The 18,602-nt window shown below is 45.9% G+C and carries 17 protein-coding genes; all 17 read right to left on the bottom strand.

The features are described from left to right. Positions 1-190: 190 nt before the first annotated feature. The 17 genes from rpsQ to rpoB all read right to left on the bottom strand — a co-directional run bounded on the left by rpsQ (position 191) and on the right by rpoB (position 18,557). Positions 191-454 (bottom strand): 30S ribosomal protein S17, encoded by a 264-nt coding sequence (rpsQ, locus tag ACTHSN_RS07960; RefSeq protein ID WP_003684766.1) that lies wholly within the window; start codon positions 452-454, stop codon positions 191-193. Beyond that, positions 454-645, bottom strand: coding sequence for a 50S ribosomal protein L29 (gene rpmC / locus ACTHSN_RS07965; protein ID WP_070461286.1), 192 nt, complete (start codon positions 643-645; stop codon positions 454-456). Before rpmC ends, rpsQ begins: the two co-directional genes overlap by 1 nt. Continuing rightward, positions 645-1,061: a 50S ribosomal protein L16 gene (gene rplP / locus ACTHSN_RS07970; protein WP_003684741.1), complete on the bottom strand. Its 417-nt coding sequence runs from the start codon at positions 1,059-1,061 to the stop codon at positions 645-647. Before rplP ends, rpmC begins: the two co-directional genes overlap by 1 nt. Further along, complete coding sequence (rpsC, locus tag ACTHSN_RS07975) at positions 1,045-1,737, bottom strand: 30S ribosomal protein S3 (RefSeq protein WP_003684753.1); 693 nt, start codon at positions 1,735-1,737, stop codon at positions 1,045-1,047. The genes rplP and rpsC overlap by 17 nt, the downstream gene beginning before the upstream one ends. 9 nt (positions 1,738-1,746) lie before the next feature. Continuing rightward, a complete protein-coding gene (gene rplV / locus ACTHSN_RS07980) occupies positions 1,747-2,076 on the bottom strand; it encodes a 50S ribosomal protein L22 (protein ID WP_003749277.1) in 330 nt (109 codons plus the stop codon). 8 nt (positions 2,077-2,084) lie between these two features. Further along, entirely contained in the window at positions 2,085-2,363 is a 279-nt protein-coding gene (rpsS, locus tag ACTHSN_RS07985; protein ID WP_002215422.1) for a 30S ribosomal protein S19, read from the bottom strand. Between the two features lie 5 nt (positions 2,364-2,368). Further along, positions 2,369-3,202 (bottom strand): 50S ribosomal protein L2, encoded by an 834-nt coding sequence (gene rplB, locus ACTHSN_RS07990; protein ID WP_003684813.1) that lies wholly within the window; start codon positions 3,200-3,202, stop codon positions 2,369-2,371. Positions 3,203-3,207: 5 nt separating this feature from the next. Next, positions 3,208-3,522 carry a 50S ribosomal protein L23 gene (gene rplW / locus ACTHSN_RS07995; protein WP_002243944.1) on the bottom strand — a complete coding sequence of 105 codons (315 nt, stop codon included), beginning with the start codon at positions 3,520-3,522 and terminating at the stop codon, positions 3,208-3,210. Further along, positions 3,519-4,139, bottom strand: a complete 621-nt coding sequence (gene rplD / locus ACTHSN_RS08000; RefSeq protein WP_003684798.1) for a 50S ribosomal protein L4 — start codon at positions 4,137-4,139, stop codon at positions 3,519-3,521. Before rplD ends, rplW begins: the two co-directional genes overlap by 4 nt. Continuing rightward, on the bottom strand, positions 4,139-4,783 hold the full coding sequence (gene rplC / locus ACTHSN_RS08005) for a 50S ribosomal protein L3 (RefSeq protein WP_107769524.1): 645 nt from the start codon (positions 4,781-4,783) through the stop codon (positions 4,139-4,141). The genes rplD and rplC overlap by 1 nt, the downstream gene beginning before the upstream one ends. Positions 4,784-5,034: 251 nt before the next feature. Continuing rightward, on the bottom strand, positions 5,035-5,346 hold the full coding sequence (rpsJ, locus tag ACTHSN_RS08010; protein WP_002642322.1) for a 30S ribosomal protein S10: 312 nt from the start codon (positions 5,344-5,346) through the stop codon (positions 5,035-5,037). A 17-nt stretch (positions 5,347-5,363) separates the two neighbouring features. After that, a complete protein-coding gene (gene tuf, locus ACTHSN_RS08015; RefSeq protein WP_002215366.1) occupies positions 5,364-6,548 on the bottom strand; it encodes an elongation factor Tu in 1,185 nt (394 codons plus the stop codon). Positions 6,549-6,633: 85 nt separating this feature from the next. Then, positions 6,634-8,739 (bottom strand): elongation factor G, encoded by a 2,106-nt coding sequence (gene fusA / locus ACTHSN_RS08020; protein WP_036491326.1) that lies wholly within the window; start codon positions 8,737-8,739, stop codon positions 6,634-6,636. A gap of 18 nt (positions 8,740-8,757) precedes the next feature. Then, positions 8,758-9,228 (bottom strand): 30S ribosomal protein S7, encoded by a 471-nt coding sequence (gene rpsG, locus ACTHSN_RS08025; RefSeq protein ID WP_002240962.1) that lies wholly within the window; start codon positions 9,226-9,228, stop codon positions 8,758-8,760. Between the two features lie 117 nt (positions 9,229-9,345). Further along, positions 9,346-9,717 (bottom strand): 30S ribosomal protein S12, encoded by a 372-nt coding sequence (gene rpsL, locus ACTHSN_RS08030; protein WP_002218431.1) that lies wholly within the window; start codon positions 9,715-9,717, stop codon positions 9,346-9,348. Between the two features lie 329 nt (positions 9,718-10,046). Continuing rightward, complete coding sequence (gene rpoC / locus ACTHSN_RS08035) at positions 10,047-14,222, bottom strand: DNA-directed RNA polymerase subunit beta' (protein ID WP_070461127.1); 4,176 nt, start codon at positions 14,220-14,222, stop codon at positions 10,047-10,049. Between the two features lie 156 nt (positions 14,223-14,378). After that, entirely contained in the window at positions 14,379-18,557 is a 4,179-nt protein-coding gene (gene rpoB, locus ACTHSN_RS08040; RefSeq protein ID WP_070461124.1) for a DNA-directed RNA polymerase subunit beta, read from the bottom strand. Positions 18,558-18,602: the final 45 nt, after the last annotated feature.

Consider the following 18,602-nt stretch of genomic DNA (forward strand, 5'->3'; position numbering starts at 1 on the left):
TTCATATAACTCGCACCTTACTTTAAGCTGCTTATTAAATGAAACCATCACGGTTCTAGTAAACCAGTCTTGGATCCCGAAGGGAGAGAAACTTCCATAAGAAGCTGGAAGATAAGAAACGAAGTTTACACGCAAATTAACTTTGCTGCAAGACTTCGTTTCTTATTAAGCTACATTACTGTGTTTTAAATCAAACAGTACGCGCTTTCTCAACCAATTCTTTTACAACCCAAGACTTGGTTTTTGACAAAGGACGAGATTCCTCGATTACCACTACATCACCAATGCCATATTGATTGTTTTCATCATGAGCATGGATTTTAGTTGATAAACGAATAATTTTACCGTACAGAGGATGTTTAACTTTACGCTCAACCAATACTGTAACAGTTTTGTCCATTTTGTCGCTTACCACTTTGCCTTGCAAAGTACGAACATTTTTAGCTTCGCTCATTACTTAGCACCTTTTTCAGTTAAAATGGTTTTAATACGAGCAATATCGCGACGTACACGTTTCAACTCGCTAGATTTACCCAACTGACCGGTTGCATTTTGCATGCGTAAGCCAAACTGAGCTTTCAACAAGTCCAACAAATCAGTGTTTAATTGCTCAATAGATTTGTCTTTCAATTCATTTGCTTTCATTATTGACCCACCTGTCTTACTACAAAGGTTGTAGGAATAGGCAATTTGGCAGCGGCCAATTCAAATGCTTCACGAGCCAAAGACTCAGGAACACCGTCCATTTCGTACAATACTTTGCCTGGTTTAACTTCAGCAATGTAATATTCCACATTACCTTTACCGCCACCCATACGAACTTGGATAGGTTTCTCAGTAATTGGTTTATCAGGGAATACACGAATCCAAATACGACCGCCACGTTTAATATGACGAGTCATAGTACGACGAGCAGCTTCGATTTGGCGGGCAGTCAAACGACCACGGCCTACGGCTTTCAAACCGAACTCACCGAAACTTACTTTGTTACCGCGAGTAGCAATACCGGTATTACGACCTTTTTGTTGCTTGCGATATTTCAGTCTAGTTGGCTGCAGCATTACGTCCACCTGCCTTTCTTTGTTTCTTCTCATGCTCAGGTTTAGAAGATTTAATATTACCTTCTGTATAAACCCAAACTTTCAGACCCAGCACACCATAAGTGGTGTGTGCTTCGCTAGTTGCATAATCTACGTTCGCACGCAAAGTATGCAAAGGCACACGACCTTCACGGTACCATTCGCTACGAGCGATATCTGCACCATTCAAACGGCCTGAAGTCATGATCTTGATGCCTTTAGCACCAGAACGCATTGCATTTTGCATTGCACGTTTCATAGCGCGACGGAATTGAACACGTTTTTCAAGCTGCTGGGCAATACCATCAGCAATGATTTGTGCATCCAATTCAGGACGACGAATCTCTTCAATATTTACATGAACAGGCACACCCATCAAAGCTTGCAAGTCACGCTTCAAGATTTCAATATCCTCACCTTTTTTACCAATAACCACACCTGGACGAGCAGAGTGAATGGTAATACGTGCAGATTTAGCAGGACGCTCGATCACTACGCGACCAACTGAAGCATTAGCCAGTTTTTTACGCAAGTAGTTACGAACATCAATATCTTGTTTCAAAACAGTAGAAAAGTCGGTGCTTTTAGCAAACCATTTTGAAGCCCAGTCTTTAGTTACCGCCAGGCGAAAGCCTGTAGGGTTAATCTTTTGTCCCATAGCTTTTCCTTAGTTGCCCACTGTCACATTAATATGACAAGTTTGTTTCTCGATGCGGTTACCGCGACCTTTGGCACGAGCTTGGAAACGTTTCAAGCTTGGGCCTTTGTCAACAAAGATAGTTACCACTTTCAGTTCGTCAATGTCAGCACCATTGTTGTGCTCGGCATTGGCGATTGCTGATTCCAATACTTTTTTAATCAGCTCAGCACCTTTTTTAGGGCTGAATGCCAAGATATTCAAAGCTTGGGCAACGTCTTTACCACGAATCAAATCAGCCACCAAACGAGCTTTTTGAGCTGAAATACGGGCGTTTTTATGTTGTGCACTTACTCTCATGATTCACCTTATTTCTTTTTAGCCTTTTTATCAGCCAAGTGGCCTTTAAAGGTACGGGTCAATGAGAACTCACCTAATTTATGACCAACCATATTGTCGCTGATGAACACAGGCACGTGAGTGCGACCGTTATGAACAGCGATAGTCAGACCGATAAAATCAGGCAAAATGGTAGAACGACGTGACCAAGTTTTAATTGGGCGTTTGTCGTTGCTTGCACGAGCAGCATCTACTTTTTTCAGCAAATGCAGGTCTACATATGGGCCTTTTTTTAATGAACGAGCCATACTAATTAACCTTTATTTGAGTAACGACGACGAACAATCATGTTATCCGTGCGTTTGTTATTACGAGTACGGTAGCCCTTAGCAGGAGTACCCCATGGGCTAACCGGTTCGCGAGCCTCACCAGTACGGCCTTCACCACCACCATGTGGGTGATCAACAGGGTTCATTACAACACCACGAACGGTCGGACGAATACCACGCCAGCGGTTAGCACCAGCTTTACCGATTTTTTTCAGGCTTTGTTCTTCGTTACCAACTTCACCGATAGTTGCACGGCAATTTACGCTAATTTTGCGTACTTCACCAGAACGCAAACGAACTTGTGCGTAAGCACCTTCTTTTGCAAGCAATACCGCAGAAGCACCAGCAGAACGCGCAATTTGCGCACCTTTACCTGGTTTCATTTCGATACAGTGAATAGTTGTACCAACAGGAATATTGCGGATCGGCAGAGTGTTACCCACTTTGATAGCAGCCTCAGCACCGGAAACCAATACTGCACCTGCTTGAATACCACGAGGAGCAATGATGTAGCGACGCTCACCATCTGCATAGCACAACAGTGCGATAAATGCAGTACGGTTAGGGTCATATTCGATACGCTCTACTTTCGCAGGGATACCGTCTTTGTTACGTTTGAAATCTACAACGCGGTAATGATGTTTATGGCCACCACCTTTATGACGGGTAGTGATATGACCATTGTTGTTACGACCGGCAGTAGAATTTTTCTTTTCCAGCAGAGGTGCATAAGGTGCACCTTTGTGCAAACCTTCTGTTACCACGCGAACCATGCCGCGACGGCCTGCAGAGGTCGGCTTCATTTTAACGATTGCCATTTTGTTTATTCCTTATCTGCAGCTGCAGCAGCGGCTTCCAAATCCAACTCTTGACCGGCAGCCAGGCTTACATAAGCCTTTTTAACATCGCTGCGACGACCTAAAGTACGACCAAAACGTTTAACTTTACCTTTAATGGTAACAGTAGTAACGTCTGCAACTTGAACGCCGAACAGCAGCTCAACAGCCGCTTTAATTTCAGGTTTGGTTGCATTTGCCAAAACTTTAAACGTCATTTGGTTACGTTTTTCAGCCAATACGTTGCTTTTTTCAGAAACGATAGGTGCCAAGATTACTTGAGTCAAACGTTGTTGATTCATACCCATTGCTCCTCTAATTGTGCAACTGCATCTTTAGTGATAACGACTTTTTTGTAACGCAGCAAGCTGTAAGGATCAACTTGTTGAGCTTCCAAAACCAATACGTTAGGCAAGTTGCGTGAAGCCAAGTAAACATTCTCGTCGAGCTGTTTAGTTACAAACAGAACTTGCTCCAAACCCAAGTTTTTCACTTGTTCGGCAAAAACTTTGGTTTTAGGAGTTTCAGCAGTCAATGCTTCGATTGCAAACAAACGTTCATCACGAGCCAGTTGGGATAAAATAGTCGCCATACCGGCACGATACATTTTACGGTTCACTTTTTGAGTGAAGTTTTCGTCAGGTTTGTTTGGGAATGCACGACCACCTTTACGCCACAGCGGAGAAGAAGTCATACCGGAACGAGCACGACCGGTACCTTTTTGGCGCCATGGCTTTTTAGTAGAGTGGTTTACTTCGGCACGAGTTTTTTGAGCACGATTACCAGAACGGGCATTTGCCAAGTAAGCAGTAACCAGTTGGTGAACCAAAGCTTCATTGTATTCACGAGCAAACAAAGCATCAGAAACAGCCAAGCTGCCAGATACTTGTCCTTTAGCGTCAATTACTTTCAATTCCATTACGCACCTACTTTCACGCTAGGACGAACCACGACGTCGCTGTTAACCGAACCCGGAACAGCACCTTTAACCAACAAGAGTTGGCGTTCAACATCAACACGTACAACTTCCAATTTTTGAACAGTTGCTTTAGTGTTACCGTATTGACCTGCCATACGTTTACCAGGGAACACGCGACCAGGGTCTTGTGCCATACCGATAGAACCAGGAACACGGTGAGAACGGGAGTTACCGTGGGAAGTACGTTGAGCACCGAAGTTATGACGTTTGATCGTACCAGAGAAACCTTTACCTTTAGAGGTACCGGTTACATCTACCAATTGACCAACTTCAAACATAGAAACGGTAATTTCATCACCGGCTTTCAATTCAGCCAGTTTTTCTTCAGTCAAAGCAAACTCAACCAAACCGCGACCAGCTTCAACACCTGCTTTAGCAAAGTGACCGGCTTCAGTTTTGTTGACACGATTAGCTTTTTTCTGACCAAAGGTAACTTGTACAGCAGTGTAGCCGTCAGTATCTTTGGATTTCACTTGTGTAACGCGGTTGGCAGACATATCCAAAACGGTTACCGGAACAGAAACACCCTGTTCATCGAACACGCGAGTCATACCAACTTTGCGTCCAACCAGACCTAAAGTCATGATTATTTTCCTTTTAAGTAAAGGGGCGGGCTACGATTGGCCTGCCTTTCAGACAAAGTTAAACTTGATACGGATGTACCAAGTCCGCCATTATAATTGACAAATCAAAGAAATATCAACAAAAATTTCAATTTTACTTCTTAAACCCATCATTTTTTTCGGATGAAGTGTTGCCAAATATCTGAAAATTTTCAGACGGCCTAAGAATTCTATAAAAAACCGAACAGCCAAGCTGTTCGGTTTTTTAGTTCTTATTGAACTTTAATTTCTACATCCACACCTGCTGGAAGATCCAGTTTCATCAGTGCATCAGTAGTTTTGTCAGTCCAATCCACGATGTCCATCAGACGCAAGTGGGTACGGATTTCCAATTGTTCACGAGAAGTTTTGTTCACGTGAGGAGAACGCAAGATGTTGAAACGTTCGATTTTAGTTGGCAAAGGAATCGGACCTTTAACAACAGCGCCAGTACGTTTGGCAGTTTCAACAATTTCTTGCGCAGAACGGTCAATCAGACTGTAATCATAAGCTTTCAGGCGGATACGGATTTTTTGGTTTGCCATTTATCAATATCCCTCAATTAAGCAATTACAGAAGAAACCACACCCGCACCTACGGTACGACCACCTTCGCGAATCGCAAAGCGCAGACCTTCTTCCATAGCGATTGGCGCAATCAGTTCTACAGTAATGGTTACGTTCTCACCTGGCATTACCATTTCTACGCCTTCTTCCAAAGTAACTGCACCAGTTACGTCAGTAGTACGGAAGTAGAATTGTGGACGGTAGTTAGCGAAGAATGGAGTGTGACGACCACCCTCTTCTTTGCTCAGTACGTATACTTCTGCTTTGAACTTGGTGTGAGGAGTGATAGTACCTGGTTTAGCCAATACTTGACCACGCTCTACGTCTTCACGTTTAGTACCACGCAGCAATACGCCTACGTTGTCACCCGCTTGACCTTCGTCCAGCAGTTTGCGGAACATTTCAACGCCGGTGCAAGTGGTTTTTTGGGTTTCTTTCAAACCTACGATTTCGATCTCGTCACCAACGTGGATGATACCGCGCTCTACACGACCGGTTACTACTGTACCACGGCCGGAGATAGAGAATACGTCTTCGATAGGCAACAAGAAAGGTTTGTCCACAGCACGCTCAGGTGTTGGGATGTAGCTGTCCAAGGCAGCAGCCAATTCGAAGATTTTTTCTTCGTAAGCAGCATCACCTTCCAAAGCTTTCAGTGCAGAACCTTGTACGATTGGGCAGTCGTCGCCAGGGAAGTCGTAGCTTGACAACAAGTCACGGATTTCCATTTCAACCAGTTCCAACAGCTCGGCATCGTCAACCATGTCGCATTTGTTCATGAATACGATGATGTAAGGTACACCTACTTGGCGAGCCAACAGGATGTGTTCGCGAGTTTGAGGCATAGGACCGTCAGCGGCAGAACATACCAAGATCGCGCCGTCCATTTGGGCAGCACCGGTAATCATGTTTTTAACGTAGTCGGCGTGGCCCGGGCAGTCTACGTGTGCGTAGTGACGGGTTTCAGTTTCGTATTCTACGTGTGAGGTATTAATGGTAATACCACGAGCTTTTTCTTCAGGAGCGTTGTCGATTTGGTCGTAAGCTTTTGCAGCGCCACCGAATTTTTTAGCCAAAATAGTAGTCAAAGCAGCAGTCAGAGTGGTTTTACCATGGTCAACGTGACCGATGGTGCCAACGTTTACGTGCGGTTTGCTACGTTCAAATTTTTCCTTAGCCATGAGCTAATTCCTTTACATATAAAGATCGATTAAAGAACAATGGCCGTCTGAAAATTTATTTTCAGTTTCAGACGGTCTTTTCTGATTAGCCTTTGCGGGCTTCAGTTACAGCAGCAGCTACGTGAGCAGGAGCTTCAGCGTATTTTTTGAACTCCATGGAGTAAGTAGCGCGACCTTGGGTTGCAGAACGCAGGTCGGTTGAGTAACCGAACATTTCTGCCAGAGGTACTTCGGCACGGACTTTTTTACCGCCGATACCGTCATCATCCATACCCAATACAACGCCACGACGACGGTTCAAGTCGCCCATTACGTCACCCATGTATTCTTCAGGGGTTTCCACTTCAACTGCCATGATTGGCTCAAGCAGAGCAGGATTGGCTTTACGCATACCTTCTTTAAAGGCTTGAGAAGCAGCCAATTCGAACGCCAGTTGAGAGGAGTCAACGTCGTGTGAAGAACCGAAGATCAAACGTACGCGTACGTCAACTACTGGGTAACCTGCAACGATACCGTTAGGCAGGGTATCGCGGATACCTTTATCGACAGACGGAATGAATTCGCGAGGAATCACACCACCTTTAATTTCGTCGATAAATTCGTAACCTGCACCACCCGGCTCCATAGGTTCCATTTTGATCACAACGTGACCGTATTGACCTTTACCACCGGATTGTTTAGCGTGTTTGTATTCAGCTTCAACTTCTTTGCGGATAGTTTCACGGTATGCAACTTGAGGCGCACCAATGTTAGCTTCCACACCGAATTCGCGTTTCATACGATCAACAATAATTTCCAAGTGCAATTCACCCATACCGGAAATAATGGTTTGACCGGATTCTTCGTCTGTACGAACGCGGAAAGAAGGGTCTTCTTTCGCCAGACGGTTCAGGGCAATACCCATTTTCTCTTGGTCGGCTTTGGTTTTTGGTTCAACAGCAATGTGAATTACCGGCTCAGGGAATTCCATGCGTTCCAAGATGATTGGTGCGCTTTCAGCACACAGGGTTTCACCAGTGGTAACGTCTTTAAGACCGATCGCAGCTGCAATATCACCAGCGCGTACTTCTTCAATTTCAGTACGGTCTGCAGCAGTCATTTGCACCAGACGACCGATACGTTCGCGAGTACCTTTTACTGAGTTCAATACGGTATCACCGGATTTCACAACACCAGAGTAAACGCGGATGAAAGTCAACTGACCAACGTATTTATCGTTCAACATTTTGAACGCCAATGCAGAGAATTTCTCTTCATCGCTGGCTTGACGGCTGTCGGCTTCTTCAGTGTTAGGGTTAACACCTTGAACTGGAGGAATGTCGGTAGGAGCAGGCAGCAATTCTACAACTGCATCCAACATACGTTGAACACCTTTGTTTTTAAATGCTGAACCGCACAACATTGGTTGAATTTCACCAGCCAAAGTACGTTGACGCAATGCGCCTACGATTTCTTCTTCAGTCAGCTCATCACCGCCCAAGTATTTATCCATCAATTCTTCGCTGGCTTCTGCTGCAGCTTCAATCATGTTTTGACGCCATTCTTCAGCAGTCTCAACCAATTCAGCAGGAATATCGCCATAGGTAAAGGTTGTACCTTTATCGGCTTCATTCCAAATAATGGATTTCATTTTCAACAGGTCAACAACACCGCTGAAGCTGTCTTCCGCACCAACCGGAATCACGATAGGTACTGGGTTTGCGCGCAAACGGGTTTTCATTTGCTCAACAACGCGGAAGAAGTTGGCACCTTGACGGTCCATTTTGTTTACAAATGCCAAGCGAGGTACTTGGTATTTATTAGCTTGACGCCATACGGTTTCAGATTGAGGTTGAACACCGCCTACTGCACAGTAAACCATTACTGCGCCGTCCAATACACGCATAGAACGCTCTACCTCTACGGTAAAGTCAACGTGTCCCGGGGTGTCGATGATGTTGAAACGGTGCTCAGGGAACTGTTTCGCCATACCGGACCAATAAGAAGTCACAGCAGCAGAAGTAATGGTAATACCACGCTCTTGCTCTTGTTCCATGTAGTCGGTAGTAGCCGCGCCGTCATGCACTTCGCCCAATTTATGAGTCAAACCTGTATAGAACAAAATACGTTCTGTTGTGGTTGTTTTACCCGCGTCAATATGGGCAGAAATACCGATATTGCGATACAGGCTGATAGGGGTCTTACGAGCCATTTTGTTAGCCTTTCGATATTAGAAACGGAAGTGAGAGAATGCTTTGTTAGCTTCAGCCATGCGGTGTACTTCTTCACGTTTTTTCAACGCACCGCCACGACCTTCAGCCGCATCAATCAATTCGCCTGCCAAACGCAGGTCCATAGATTTCTCACCACGTTTACGGGCCGCGTCGCGAACCCAGCGCATTGCCAAAGCCAGACGACGTGAAGGACGAACTTCAACAGGAACTTGGTAGTTTGCACCACCTACACGGCGGCTTTTCACTTCCACGATAGGTTTGGCGTTTGCAATGGCTTCGTTAAATACTTCGATTGCTACTTTGCCGGTTTTTTTCTCAATTTGTTCCAGCGCACCGTAAACGATACGTTCTGCAACAGATTTTTTACCGTCAATCATCAATACGTTCATGAATTTAGTCAGCTCAACGCTGCCGAATTTAGGATCTGGCAGTACGTCGCGCTTAGGGACTTCTCTACGTCTTGGCATTTTAATTTCCTTTAATCTATTCAGTTGGGGCAATTCCCATGAATACCCAATTGAGTATTCACTTACTCGGCCGTTGTTCAGCTTAGGCGGCCGACGTGCCTATTTGAGTCCCGATAATTATTTAGGACGCTTAGCACCGTATTTAGAACGGGCTTGCTTACGGTCTTTAACACCTGCAGTATCCAAAGAACCGCGTACAGTGTGGTAACGTACACCTGGCAAGTCTTTTACACGACCGCCGCGAATCAATACGACGCTGTGCTCTTGCAGGTTGTGGCCTTCACCACCGATGTATGAAATTACTTCAAAACCGTTGGTCAGGCGAACTTTACATACTTTACGCAATGCAGAGTTAGGTTTTTTAGGGGTAGTTGTGTATACACGGGTGCACACGCCACGTTTTTGCGGGCAAGCTTCCAGTGCAGGCACTTTGTTTACGTACACAGGCTTTTGACGGCCTTTGCGTACCAATTGGTTAATAGTTGGCATATTTTCTCGTCCTGTTGAGTTAAATACTTGCCGACACCATGTCGACAAGATTGGAATTATATTTTTATTGCAAGGGTTTAGTCAAGCAAATGACTGATAAAGTTTGGTGTTTTCCAATTTATGCCTAAATTTTAGAAACAAAGGCCGTCTGAAACATTCAGACGGCCTTTGTCATTTTAAATAAGTCCGCAATTTGGTTCTCTACTTATTTTCTCCATTGCTTTCCTTATTTATTCAGACGGCCTTAAACTCTACCCTCTTTTAAGTCCTCTAAAAAATAAAACCGCAAGACTGGCTTGCGGTTTTATTTTCACAACAATCCCGAGGGATTATTCGTCTGAAGCTTCGGTTTCAGAAGTTTCTTGATCGGCTTGCTGCCATTGTTGATGGCGACTGCGGTGGTAGGTCAAACCTGTACCGGCAGGAATCAAACGACCAACAATTACGTTCTCTTTCAAACCACGCAGCTCGTCTTGTTTGCCCATAATAGCGGCCTCTGTCAAGACGCGGGTTGTTTCTTGGAACGATGCCGCTGAAATGAAGCTGTCTGTAGACAAGGAAGCTTTGGTAATACCCAGCAACACATTTTCGTAACGTGCCGGCTCTTTGTCTTCAGCCATGGCTTTTTCATTGGCAAGCATCACATCGCCACGCTCAACTTGTTCGCCGGTAATGAACTCTGTATCACCGGAATCGACAATGTTCACTCGACGCAGCATTTGACGGATGATGACTTCGATGTGTTTATCGGAAATCTTCACACCTTGCAGGCGGTAAACCTCTTGTACCTCTTGAACAATGTAGCGAGCCAATGCTTCGATACCTTGCAGACGCAGAATGTCGTGTGGATCTACGGCACCGTCTACGATGGTTTCACCGCGGTTTACCACTTGACCATCGTGTACCAGAATCTGTTTCTCTTTAGAAATCAGGGTTTCGTATGCTACACCGTCTACGTCGGTAATAATCAGGCGCTGTTTACCTTTGGTTTCTTTACCGAAGGAAACGGTACCGGTAATTTCAGCCAACATACCTGCATCTTTCGGCACGCGTGCTTCAAACAATTCGGCTACGCGTGGCAGACCACCGGTAATATCGCGGGTTTTAGAAGACGCTTGTGGAATACGCGCCAACACATCACCCTTACCGACTTCCTGACCTTCACGAATGGTAATCACCGCACCGACCGGGAATGCCATAGAAACTGGGGTAGTCGTACCAGGAATGCAAATTTCCAGACCATTTTCATCCAACAGTTTGACAGTCGGACGCAACAGTTTAGAAGCACTAGAGGAACGACGTTTGCCGTCAATCACTACCAAAGTAGACAAACCAGTTACATCGTCGGTCTGTTTCGCAACGGTAACACCCTCTTCCACGTTTTCGAATTTCACCATACCTGCATGTTCGGTGATCATCGGACGGGTATGCGGATCCCAAGTTGCCAAGGTTTGACCAGCTTTAATGGCTTCGCCGTCTTGTACCAGCAGGATTGCACCGTAAGGTACTTTGTGACGTTCACGTTCGCGACCGATATCGTCGTGAATCACTACTTCACAAGAACGGCCAATGACAACCAACTCGCCTTTGTTGTTGGCAACATAACGCATTTGACTGCTGAAACGTGCTGTACCATTGGATTTAGCTTCTACTTGGCTGGCTGCCGCCGCACGAGATGCCGCACCACCAATGTGGAACGTACGCATGGTCAGCTGAGTACCTGGCTCACCAATGGATTGTGCAGCAATCACACCTACAGCTTCACCAGCGTTAACCAGTTTACCGCGCGCCAAGTCGCGGCCATAACAGTGTGCACACAAACCATGACGGGTTTTACAAGTAATTGGCGTACGGACTTTAACCTCGTCAACACCAGATTGGTCAATGATATCGACTAATTTCTCAGTCAGCAATGTACCTGCCTCAACCAATGTTTCTCCTGTTGAAGGATCAACAACATCTGATGCTGTAACACGGCCTAAAATACGATCGCGCAACGCTTCAATTACGTCACCGCCTTGTACTACTGCTTTCATGACAAAGCCGTCTGAAGTACCGCAATCGTCTTCAACAACCACCAAGTCTTGGGTTACGTCTACCAAACGACGGGTCAAGTAACCGGAGTTTGCAGTTTTCAACGCGGTATCCGCCAAACCCTTACGCGCACCGTGGGTCGCAATAAAGTATTGCAATACGGTCAGGCCTTCGCGGAAGTTAGAGGTAATAGGCGTTTCAATAATCGAGCCGTCAGGTTTTGCCATCAAACCACGCATACCGGACAACTGTTTAATCTGAGCTGCAGAACCACGGGCACCAGAGTCGGCCATCATGTAAATAGAGTTGAAGGACTCTTGATCAACTTCGTTGCCGTCACGGTCGATGACTTTTTGTTTGGACAGGTTGTCCATCATCGCTTTAGCGATCTTATCGCCGGCACGACCCCAAATATCGACCACTTTGTTGTAACGTTCACCGTTGGTTACCAAACCTTGACGGTATTGATCTTCGATTTCTTTAACTTCGGCATTAGCCTCGGCCAGCAAAGCTGCTTTTTCTTTCGGAATTTCCATATCGTCAACCGCAATGGAAATTCCGCCTTTAGCCGCAAAACCGAAACCGGTGTACATCAAGTGGTCGGCGAAAATAACTGTGTCACGCAGGCCGCACAGACGGAATGATGCGTTAATCAGTTTAGAAATTTCTTTTTTCTTCAGCGCTTTGTTGATGTACTCGAACGGCAGGCCTTTAGGCAAGATTTCGCTCAACAATGCACGGCCGACAGTTGTTTCGTAACGGTTAACAACAGGCTCAAACTCACCTGCTTCGTTTTTCACCCATTCACGCAGACGTACGGTAATTTTCGTACCCAGTTCAACCTGTTTGGTATGGTATGCACGATGCACTTCTTTCACATCGGCAAACAGGCTGCCTTCGCCTTTGGCATTGATACGGTCGCGGGTCATGTAGTACAGACCCAATACGATATCTTGAGAAGGTACGATGATTGGTTCGCCGTTGGCTGGAGACAATACGTTGTTTGAAGCCAGCATCAGCGTGCGTGCTTCCATTTGTGCTTCCAAGCTCAATGGAACGTGTACAGCCATTTGGTCACCGTCAAAGTCGGCGTTAAATGCGGCACACACCAATGGGTGCAACTGAATCGCTTTACCTTCGATCAGGATAGGTTCGAACGCTTGAATACCCAAACGGTGCAGGGTTGGCGCACGGTTCAGCATAATCGGATGTTCGCGGATCACTTCTTCCAAGATATCCCATACTTCAGGTACTTCTTGTTCTACCAATTTTTTCGCAGCTTTAACGGTAGAAGCCAAACCTTGTTTTTCCAATTTGTGGAAAATAAATGGTTTGAACAGTTCCAACGCCATTTTTTTCGGCAGACCACATTGGTGCAGACGCAGGTATGGGCCTACGGTAATCACGGAACGACCGGAGTAGTCCACACGTTTACCCAGCAGGTTTTGACGGAAGCGGCCGCCTTTACCTTTAATCATATCTGCCAATGATTTCAGCGGACGTTTGTTGGCACCAGTCATGGCTTTACCGCGGCGGCCGTTATCCAACAGAGAGTCAACTGCTTCTTGCAACATACGTTTTTCGTTACGAACGATGATGTCAGGCGCATGCAATTCCAACAGACGTTTCAGACGGTTGTTACGGTTGATAACACGACGGTACAAATCGTTCAAATCGGAAGTGGCAAAACGACCGCCATCCAATGGAACCAACGGACGCAAATCAGGCGGCAATACCGGCAGCACATCCATAATCATCCATTCCAGTTTCATACCGGAACGGTGGAAGGCTTCCAATACTTTCAAACGTTTGGCGATTTTTTTGATTTTGGTGTCAGAACCGGTAGATTCCAGCTCTTGACGCAAAATTTCGATCTCGCCGGTAATATCCAAGGTACGCAGCAATTCACGGATACCTTCTGCACCCATTTTGGCATCGAAGTCGTCGCCGTATTCGTCCAGTTTGTTGTAGTAATCGTCCTCAGTCAGTAATTGACGACGTTGCAACGGAGTCATACCGGGATCGGTTACCACAAATGCTTCAAAGTACAATACGCGTTCGATATCGCGCAAAGTCATGTCCAATACCATACCCAAGCGGGAAGGCAGGGATTTCAAGAACCAAATGTGGGCAACAGGTGCAGCCAATTCAATGTGGCCCATGCGTTCGCGGCGTACTTTAGACAGGGTCACTTCTACGCCACATTTTTCACAGGTTACGCCTTTAAATTTCAAGCGTTTGTATTTACCGCACAAACATTCATAGTCCTTGACAGGGCCAAAGATTTTGGCGCAGAACAAACCGTCGCGCTCAGGTTTGAACGTACGGTAGTTGATGGTTTCAGGTTTTTTAACTTCGCCATAAGACCATGAGCGGATGGTTTCGGGAGAGGCAATACCGATTTTGATGGCATCAAACTCTTCTTCCATGCCGGCAGTTTGCAACGGATTAAATAAGTTCAACAAATTCATTTTTGCTCCTTGAAGGAAGTATTTTTACCGCATGGCGGATTTTCGATATTGTGAAACGGTACTTTTGATTTCAGACGGCCTAAATGCCGATTGCTTCATTCTTATTCTGAAACCGCTTTTTCAGACGACCTTGAAAGGCCGTCTGAAAACTTCTGTTTAGTAACGTTCCAAATCGATATCCAAGCCCAGTGAGCGAATCTCTTTAACCAATACGTTGAAGGATTCAGGCATACCGGCATCGATTTTGTGTTCGCCTTTGACGATGTTTTCGTACATTTTGGTACGGCCGTTCACGTCGTCAGACTTCACAGTCAGCATCTCTTGCAGCGTGTATGCCGCGCCGTATGCTTCCAATGCCCAAACCTCCATCTCACCGAAACGTTGGCCACCGAACTGAGCTTTACCGCCCAGAGGCTGCTGGGTAACCAGACTGTATGGACCGGTAGAACGGGCGTGCATTTTTTCGTCAACCAAGTGGTGCAGTTTCAGATAGTGCATCACACCGACTGTAACCTTGCGGTCAAATGCTTCGCCTGAACGGCCGTCATACAGCGTGATTTGAGTTTTACTGTCATTGAAGCCCAGTTTCTCAACCTCAGGATCTTCGCTTGGGTAAGCCAAGTTCAACATTTCGCGGATTTCAGACTCTTTCGCACCATCGAATACAGGAGAGGCGAAAGATGCACCTTTACGCAGGTTGGAAGCCAATTCGATGATTTCTTCATCTGTCAGGCTGTCCAAATCTTCTTTCTTACCGCTACCGTTGTAGAGTTTGTTCAAGAATTCACGCAGCTCGCTGGCTTTGCGTTGCTCTTTCAGCATTCGGTCGATGCGTTCGCCGATACCTTTTGCCGCCCAACCCAAGTGAACTTCCAAAATCTGACCGATGTTCATACGGGAAGGTACGCCCAATGGGTTCAGTACGATGTCTACCGGACGGCCGTCAGCCATGTAAGGCATGTCTTCCACTGGCAGAATGCGTGATACCACGCCTTTGTTACCGTGGCGACCCGCCATTTTGTCACCGGCTTGCAGACGGCGTTTGATGGCGATAAATACTTTCACCATTTTTTGTACGCCTGGTTGCAGCTCATCGCCTTGGGTCAGTTTTTTCTTCTTGATCTCATACAACTCATCCGCTTCTTCGCGTTTTTGTTTCAGGCTCAATTTAATCAGTTCCAACTGTTTGGCCAAATCTTCGTCAGCCAGACGGATGTCAAACCAATCATGTTTGCTGGACAGGCTTGCCAAATATTCGGTAGTAATTTCGCTGCCTTTAGCCAGCTTCATCGGACCACCATTGGCTTTTTGACCAACAATCATACGCTCGATACGGTCGAATGCGTCATTATCGAAAATACGTAATTGATCGCCCAAATCTTGACGGTAACGTTTCAATTCAGAATCAATAATGGATTGAGCACGTTTGTCGCGTTGGATACCTTCACGAGTAAAGACTTGAACGTCGATAACGGTACCGCTCATGCCGGTAGGCATACGCAATGAAGTATCTTTTACATCAGATGCTTTTTCACCGAAGATGGCACGCAGCAGTTTTTCTTCAGGAGTCAGTTGGGTTTCGCCTTTAGGTGTTACTTTACCTACCAAGACGTCACCTGCTTCTACTTCTGCACCGATATACACGATACCGGATTCATCCAAACGGTTTTGCATACGCTCAGACAAGTTCGGAATATCGCGGGTAATGTCTTCCGCACCCAGTTTAGTGTCACGTGCGACAACGTTCAGCTCTTCAATGTGAATCGAAGTATAGCGGTCGTCTGCAGCCACTTTTTCTGAAATCAGAATCGAGTCTTCGTAGTTGTAACCGTTCCATGGCATGAAGGCGATGGTCATGTTTTGACCCAAAGCCAACTCGCCCAAGTCGGTAGATGCACCGTCGGCCACCAAGTCACCACGTTGCAACACATCGCCTGCTTTTACGGCCGGACGTTGGTTGATGTTGGTAGATTGGTTAGAACGAGTGAATTTAACCAAGTTATAAATATCGACACCCACTTCACCGGCAGTCGCTTCATCATCATGAACACGAACCACAACGCGGTTTGCATCTACATACTCAACCACACCACCACGGCGGGCAACGATTGCAGTTGCAGAGTCAACGGCAACAGAGCGCTCGATACCGGTACCAACCATCGGTTTTTCAGGGCGCAGACACGGTACGGCCTGACGTTGCATGTTGGCACCCATCAATGCACGGTTCGCGTCATCATGTTCCAAGAATGGAATCAGAGATGCTGCAACGGATACCACTTGACCGGTTGCCACGTCCATATATTGAACGCGGTCAGGCGTTGCCATAATGGTTTCGCCTTTTTCACGACAAGTGACCAAGTCGCCAATCAAATTACCATCTTTGTCCAAATCGGCATTTGCCTGTGCAATCACATAACGACCTTCTTCGATAGCAGACAAGTAGTCGATTTCTTCAGTTACTTTGCCATCGACAACACGGCGGTAAGGAGTTTCCAAGAAACCATAATCATTGGTACGCGCATAAACGGATAATGAGTTGATCAAACCAATGTTTGGACCCTCAGGTGTTTCAATAGGACATACACGGCCATAGTGGGTCGGATGTACGTCTCGCACCTCAAAGCCTGCACGTTCGCGAGTCAAACCGCCCGGGCCCAATGCAGATACACGGCGTTTATGGGTAACTTCAGACAATGGGTTGGTCTGATCCATAAATTGGCTCAATTGGCTGGAGCCGAAGAATTCTTTAATCGCAGCAGAAACAGGTTTCGCATTGATCAAGTCATGCGGCATCAAGTTCTCAGATTCTGCTTGGTTCAAACGCTCTTTAACTGCACGTTCTACACGAGCCAAACCGCTGCGGAATTGGTTTTCAGTCAACTCACCCACAGAACGAACACGACGATTACCCAAGTGGTCAATATCATCTACTTCGCCATGACCGTTACGCAGTTCAACCAATGTAGCAATGGAAGCAACGATGTCTTCAACACTCAGAACGTAACCGCCTTTTTCAGCTGCTCCGGCCAAAGTTTCATTCAGCAAACGGCCATACCAAGAGTTTTGTTGTGCTTCAGACAATTTTTGCTCGTATGTGCGCGTATTAAATTTCATACGACCTACGCGAGACAAATCATAGCTGTCTTCACTGAAGAACAAGCGGTTGAAGAGCTGCTCAACAGCTTCTTCGGTAGGCGGTTCGCCAGGACGCATCATGCGGTAAATCGCAACGCGTGCAGCCTGCTGATCAGCAGTTTCGTCTGTACGCAGAGTGCTGGAGATGTAACCGCCTTGATCCAATTCATTGATATAAAGGGTCGTAATTTCTTTTACGCCATGGATATCAAGCTTGGCCAACAGTTCTTCTGTAATTTCATCGTTAGCAGAAGCCAATACTTCGCCGGTTTCCGGATCAATCAGGTCAGCAGCCAATGCTTTACCCAACAGGCTTTCTGGCTCTACATCCAGACGAGTCAAGCCTGCATTGGTAATATCACGGATATTTTTCGCAGTAATGCGTTTACCTTTGGCGACCAGTACATTGCCTTCTTTATCCAAGATATCAACTTTGGCAGTTTCACCTTTCAGACGGCCTGCAACCAGATCAGTTTGAACACCGTTTGAAGACAAATAGAAAGTTTCTTTATCGTAGAAAATATCCAAGATTTGTTCATTGTTGTAGCCCAAAGCTTTCAACAAAATCGTAACCGGCATTTTACGGCGACGGTCGATACGGAAATACAGCAAATCTTTTGGATCAAATTCGAAATCCAACCATGAACCACGGTAAGGAATAATACGAGCAGAGAACAACAGCTTACCGGAAGAATGTGTTTTACCACGGTCATGCTCAAAGAACACACCAGGAGAACGGTGCAGCTGGGAAACAATCACGCGCTCAGTACCATTGATAACAAAAGAGCCACTTGGCGTCATCAATGGGATTTCGCCCATATACACTTCGTTTTCACGAACTTCTTTTACTGTCGGCTTAGATGCTTCTTTATCCAAAATCACCAAACGGATACGAGCACGCAATGGGGCCGCATAAGTAATGCCGCGCAATTGGCATTCAGGAATATCGAACAAAGGCTCGCCCAATGTGTAATGCACAAACTCCAAGCGCGCATAACCATTATGGCTCACAATCGGGAAAATAGAATTAAATGCCGCTTGCAGACCATCATCAGTACGTTGGTCAAAAGCATTTTCCAGCTGCAAAAATTTCGCATAAGAATCAATTTGGGTTGCCAGCAGGAAAGGAACATCTAAGACATTCTCTCGCTTTGCAAAACTCTTACGGATACGTTTTTTCTCGGTAAACGAATAGCTCATATACACTCCGAAAAGCAATTTTAAATAATAGGCCGTCTGAAACAA

The sequence above is a fragment of the Neisseria sp. P0009.S010 genome, assembly GCF_051958545.1.
Taxonomy (GTDB): Bacteria; Pseudomonadota; Gammaproteobacteria; order Burkholderiales; family Neisseriaceae; genus Neisseria; species Neisseria subflava_A.

Bases quoted from the DNA above. Each gene is read 5' to 3' on its own strand.
- rplD (WP_003684798.1), bottom strand. From the start codon at position 4,139: ATGGAATTGAAAGTAATTGACGCTAAAGGACAAGTATCTGGCAGCTTG.
- rpsL (WP_002218431.1), bottom strand. From the start codon at position 9,717: ATGCCAACTATTAACCAATTGGTACGCAAAGGCCGTCAAAAGCCTGTG.
- fusA (WP_036491326.1), bottom strand. From the start codon at position 8,739: ATGGCTCGTAAGACCCCTATCAGCCTGTATCGCAATATCGGTATTTCT.
- rpsS (WP_002215422.1), bottom strand. From the start codon at position 2,363: ATGGCTCGTTCATTAAAAAAAGGCCCATATGTAGACCTGCATTTGCTG.
- rplV (WP_003749277.1), bottom strand. From the start codon at position 2,076: ATGAGAGTAAGTGCACAACATAAAAACGCCCGTATTTCAGCTCAAAAA.
- rpoC (WP_070461127.1), bottom strand. From the start codon at position 14,222: ATGAATTTGTTGAACTTATTTAATCCGTTGCAAACTGCCGGCATGGAA.
- rpsC (WP_003684753.1), bottom strand. From the start codon at position 1,737: ATGGGACAAAAGATTAACCCTACAGGCTTTCGCCTGGCGGTAACTAAA.
- rpsJ (WP_002642322.1), bottom strand. From the start codon at position 5,346: ATGGCAAACCAAAAAATCCGTATCCGCCTGAAAGCTTATGATTACAGT.
- rplC (WP_107769524.1), bottom strand. From the start codon at position 4,783: ATGACTTTAGGTCTGGTTGGACGCAAAGTTGGTATGACTCGCGTGTTC.
- rplB (WP_003684813.1), bottom strand. From the start codon at position 3,202: ATGGCAATCGTTAAAATGAAGCCGACCTCTGCAGGCCGTCGCGGCATG.
- rpmC (WP_070461286.1), bottom strand. From the start codon at position 645: ATGAAAGCAAATGAATTGAAAGACAAATCTATTGAGCAATTAAACACT.
- rpsQ (WP_003684766.1), bottom strand. From the start codon at position 454: ATGAGCGAAGCTAAAAATGTTCGTACTTTGCAAGGCAAAGTGGTAAGC.
- rpsG (WP_002240962.1), bottom strand. From the start codon at position 9,228: ATGCCAAGACGTAGAGAAGTCCCTAAGCGCGACGTACTGCCAGATCCT.
- rpoB (WP_070461124.1), bottom strand. From the start codon at position 18,557: ATGAGCTATTCGTTTACCGAGAAAAAACGTATCCGTAAGAGTTTTGCA.
- rplW (WP_002243944.1), bottom strand. From the start codon at position 3,522: ATGAATCAACAACGTTTGACTCAAGTAATCTTGGCACCTATCGTTTCT.
- tuf (WP_002215366.1), bottom strand. From the start codon at position 6,548: ATGGCTAAGGAAAAATTTGAACGTAGCAAACCGCACGTAAACGTTGGC.
- rplP (WP_003684741.1), bottom strand. From the start codon at position 1,061: ATGCTGCAGCCAACTAGACTGAAATATCGCAAGCAACAAAAAGGTCGT.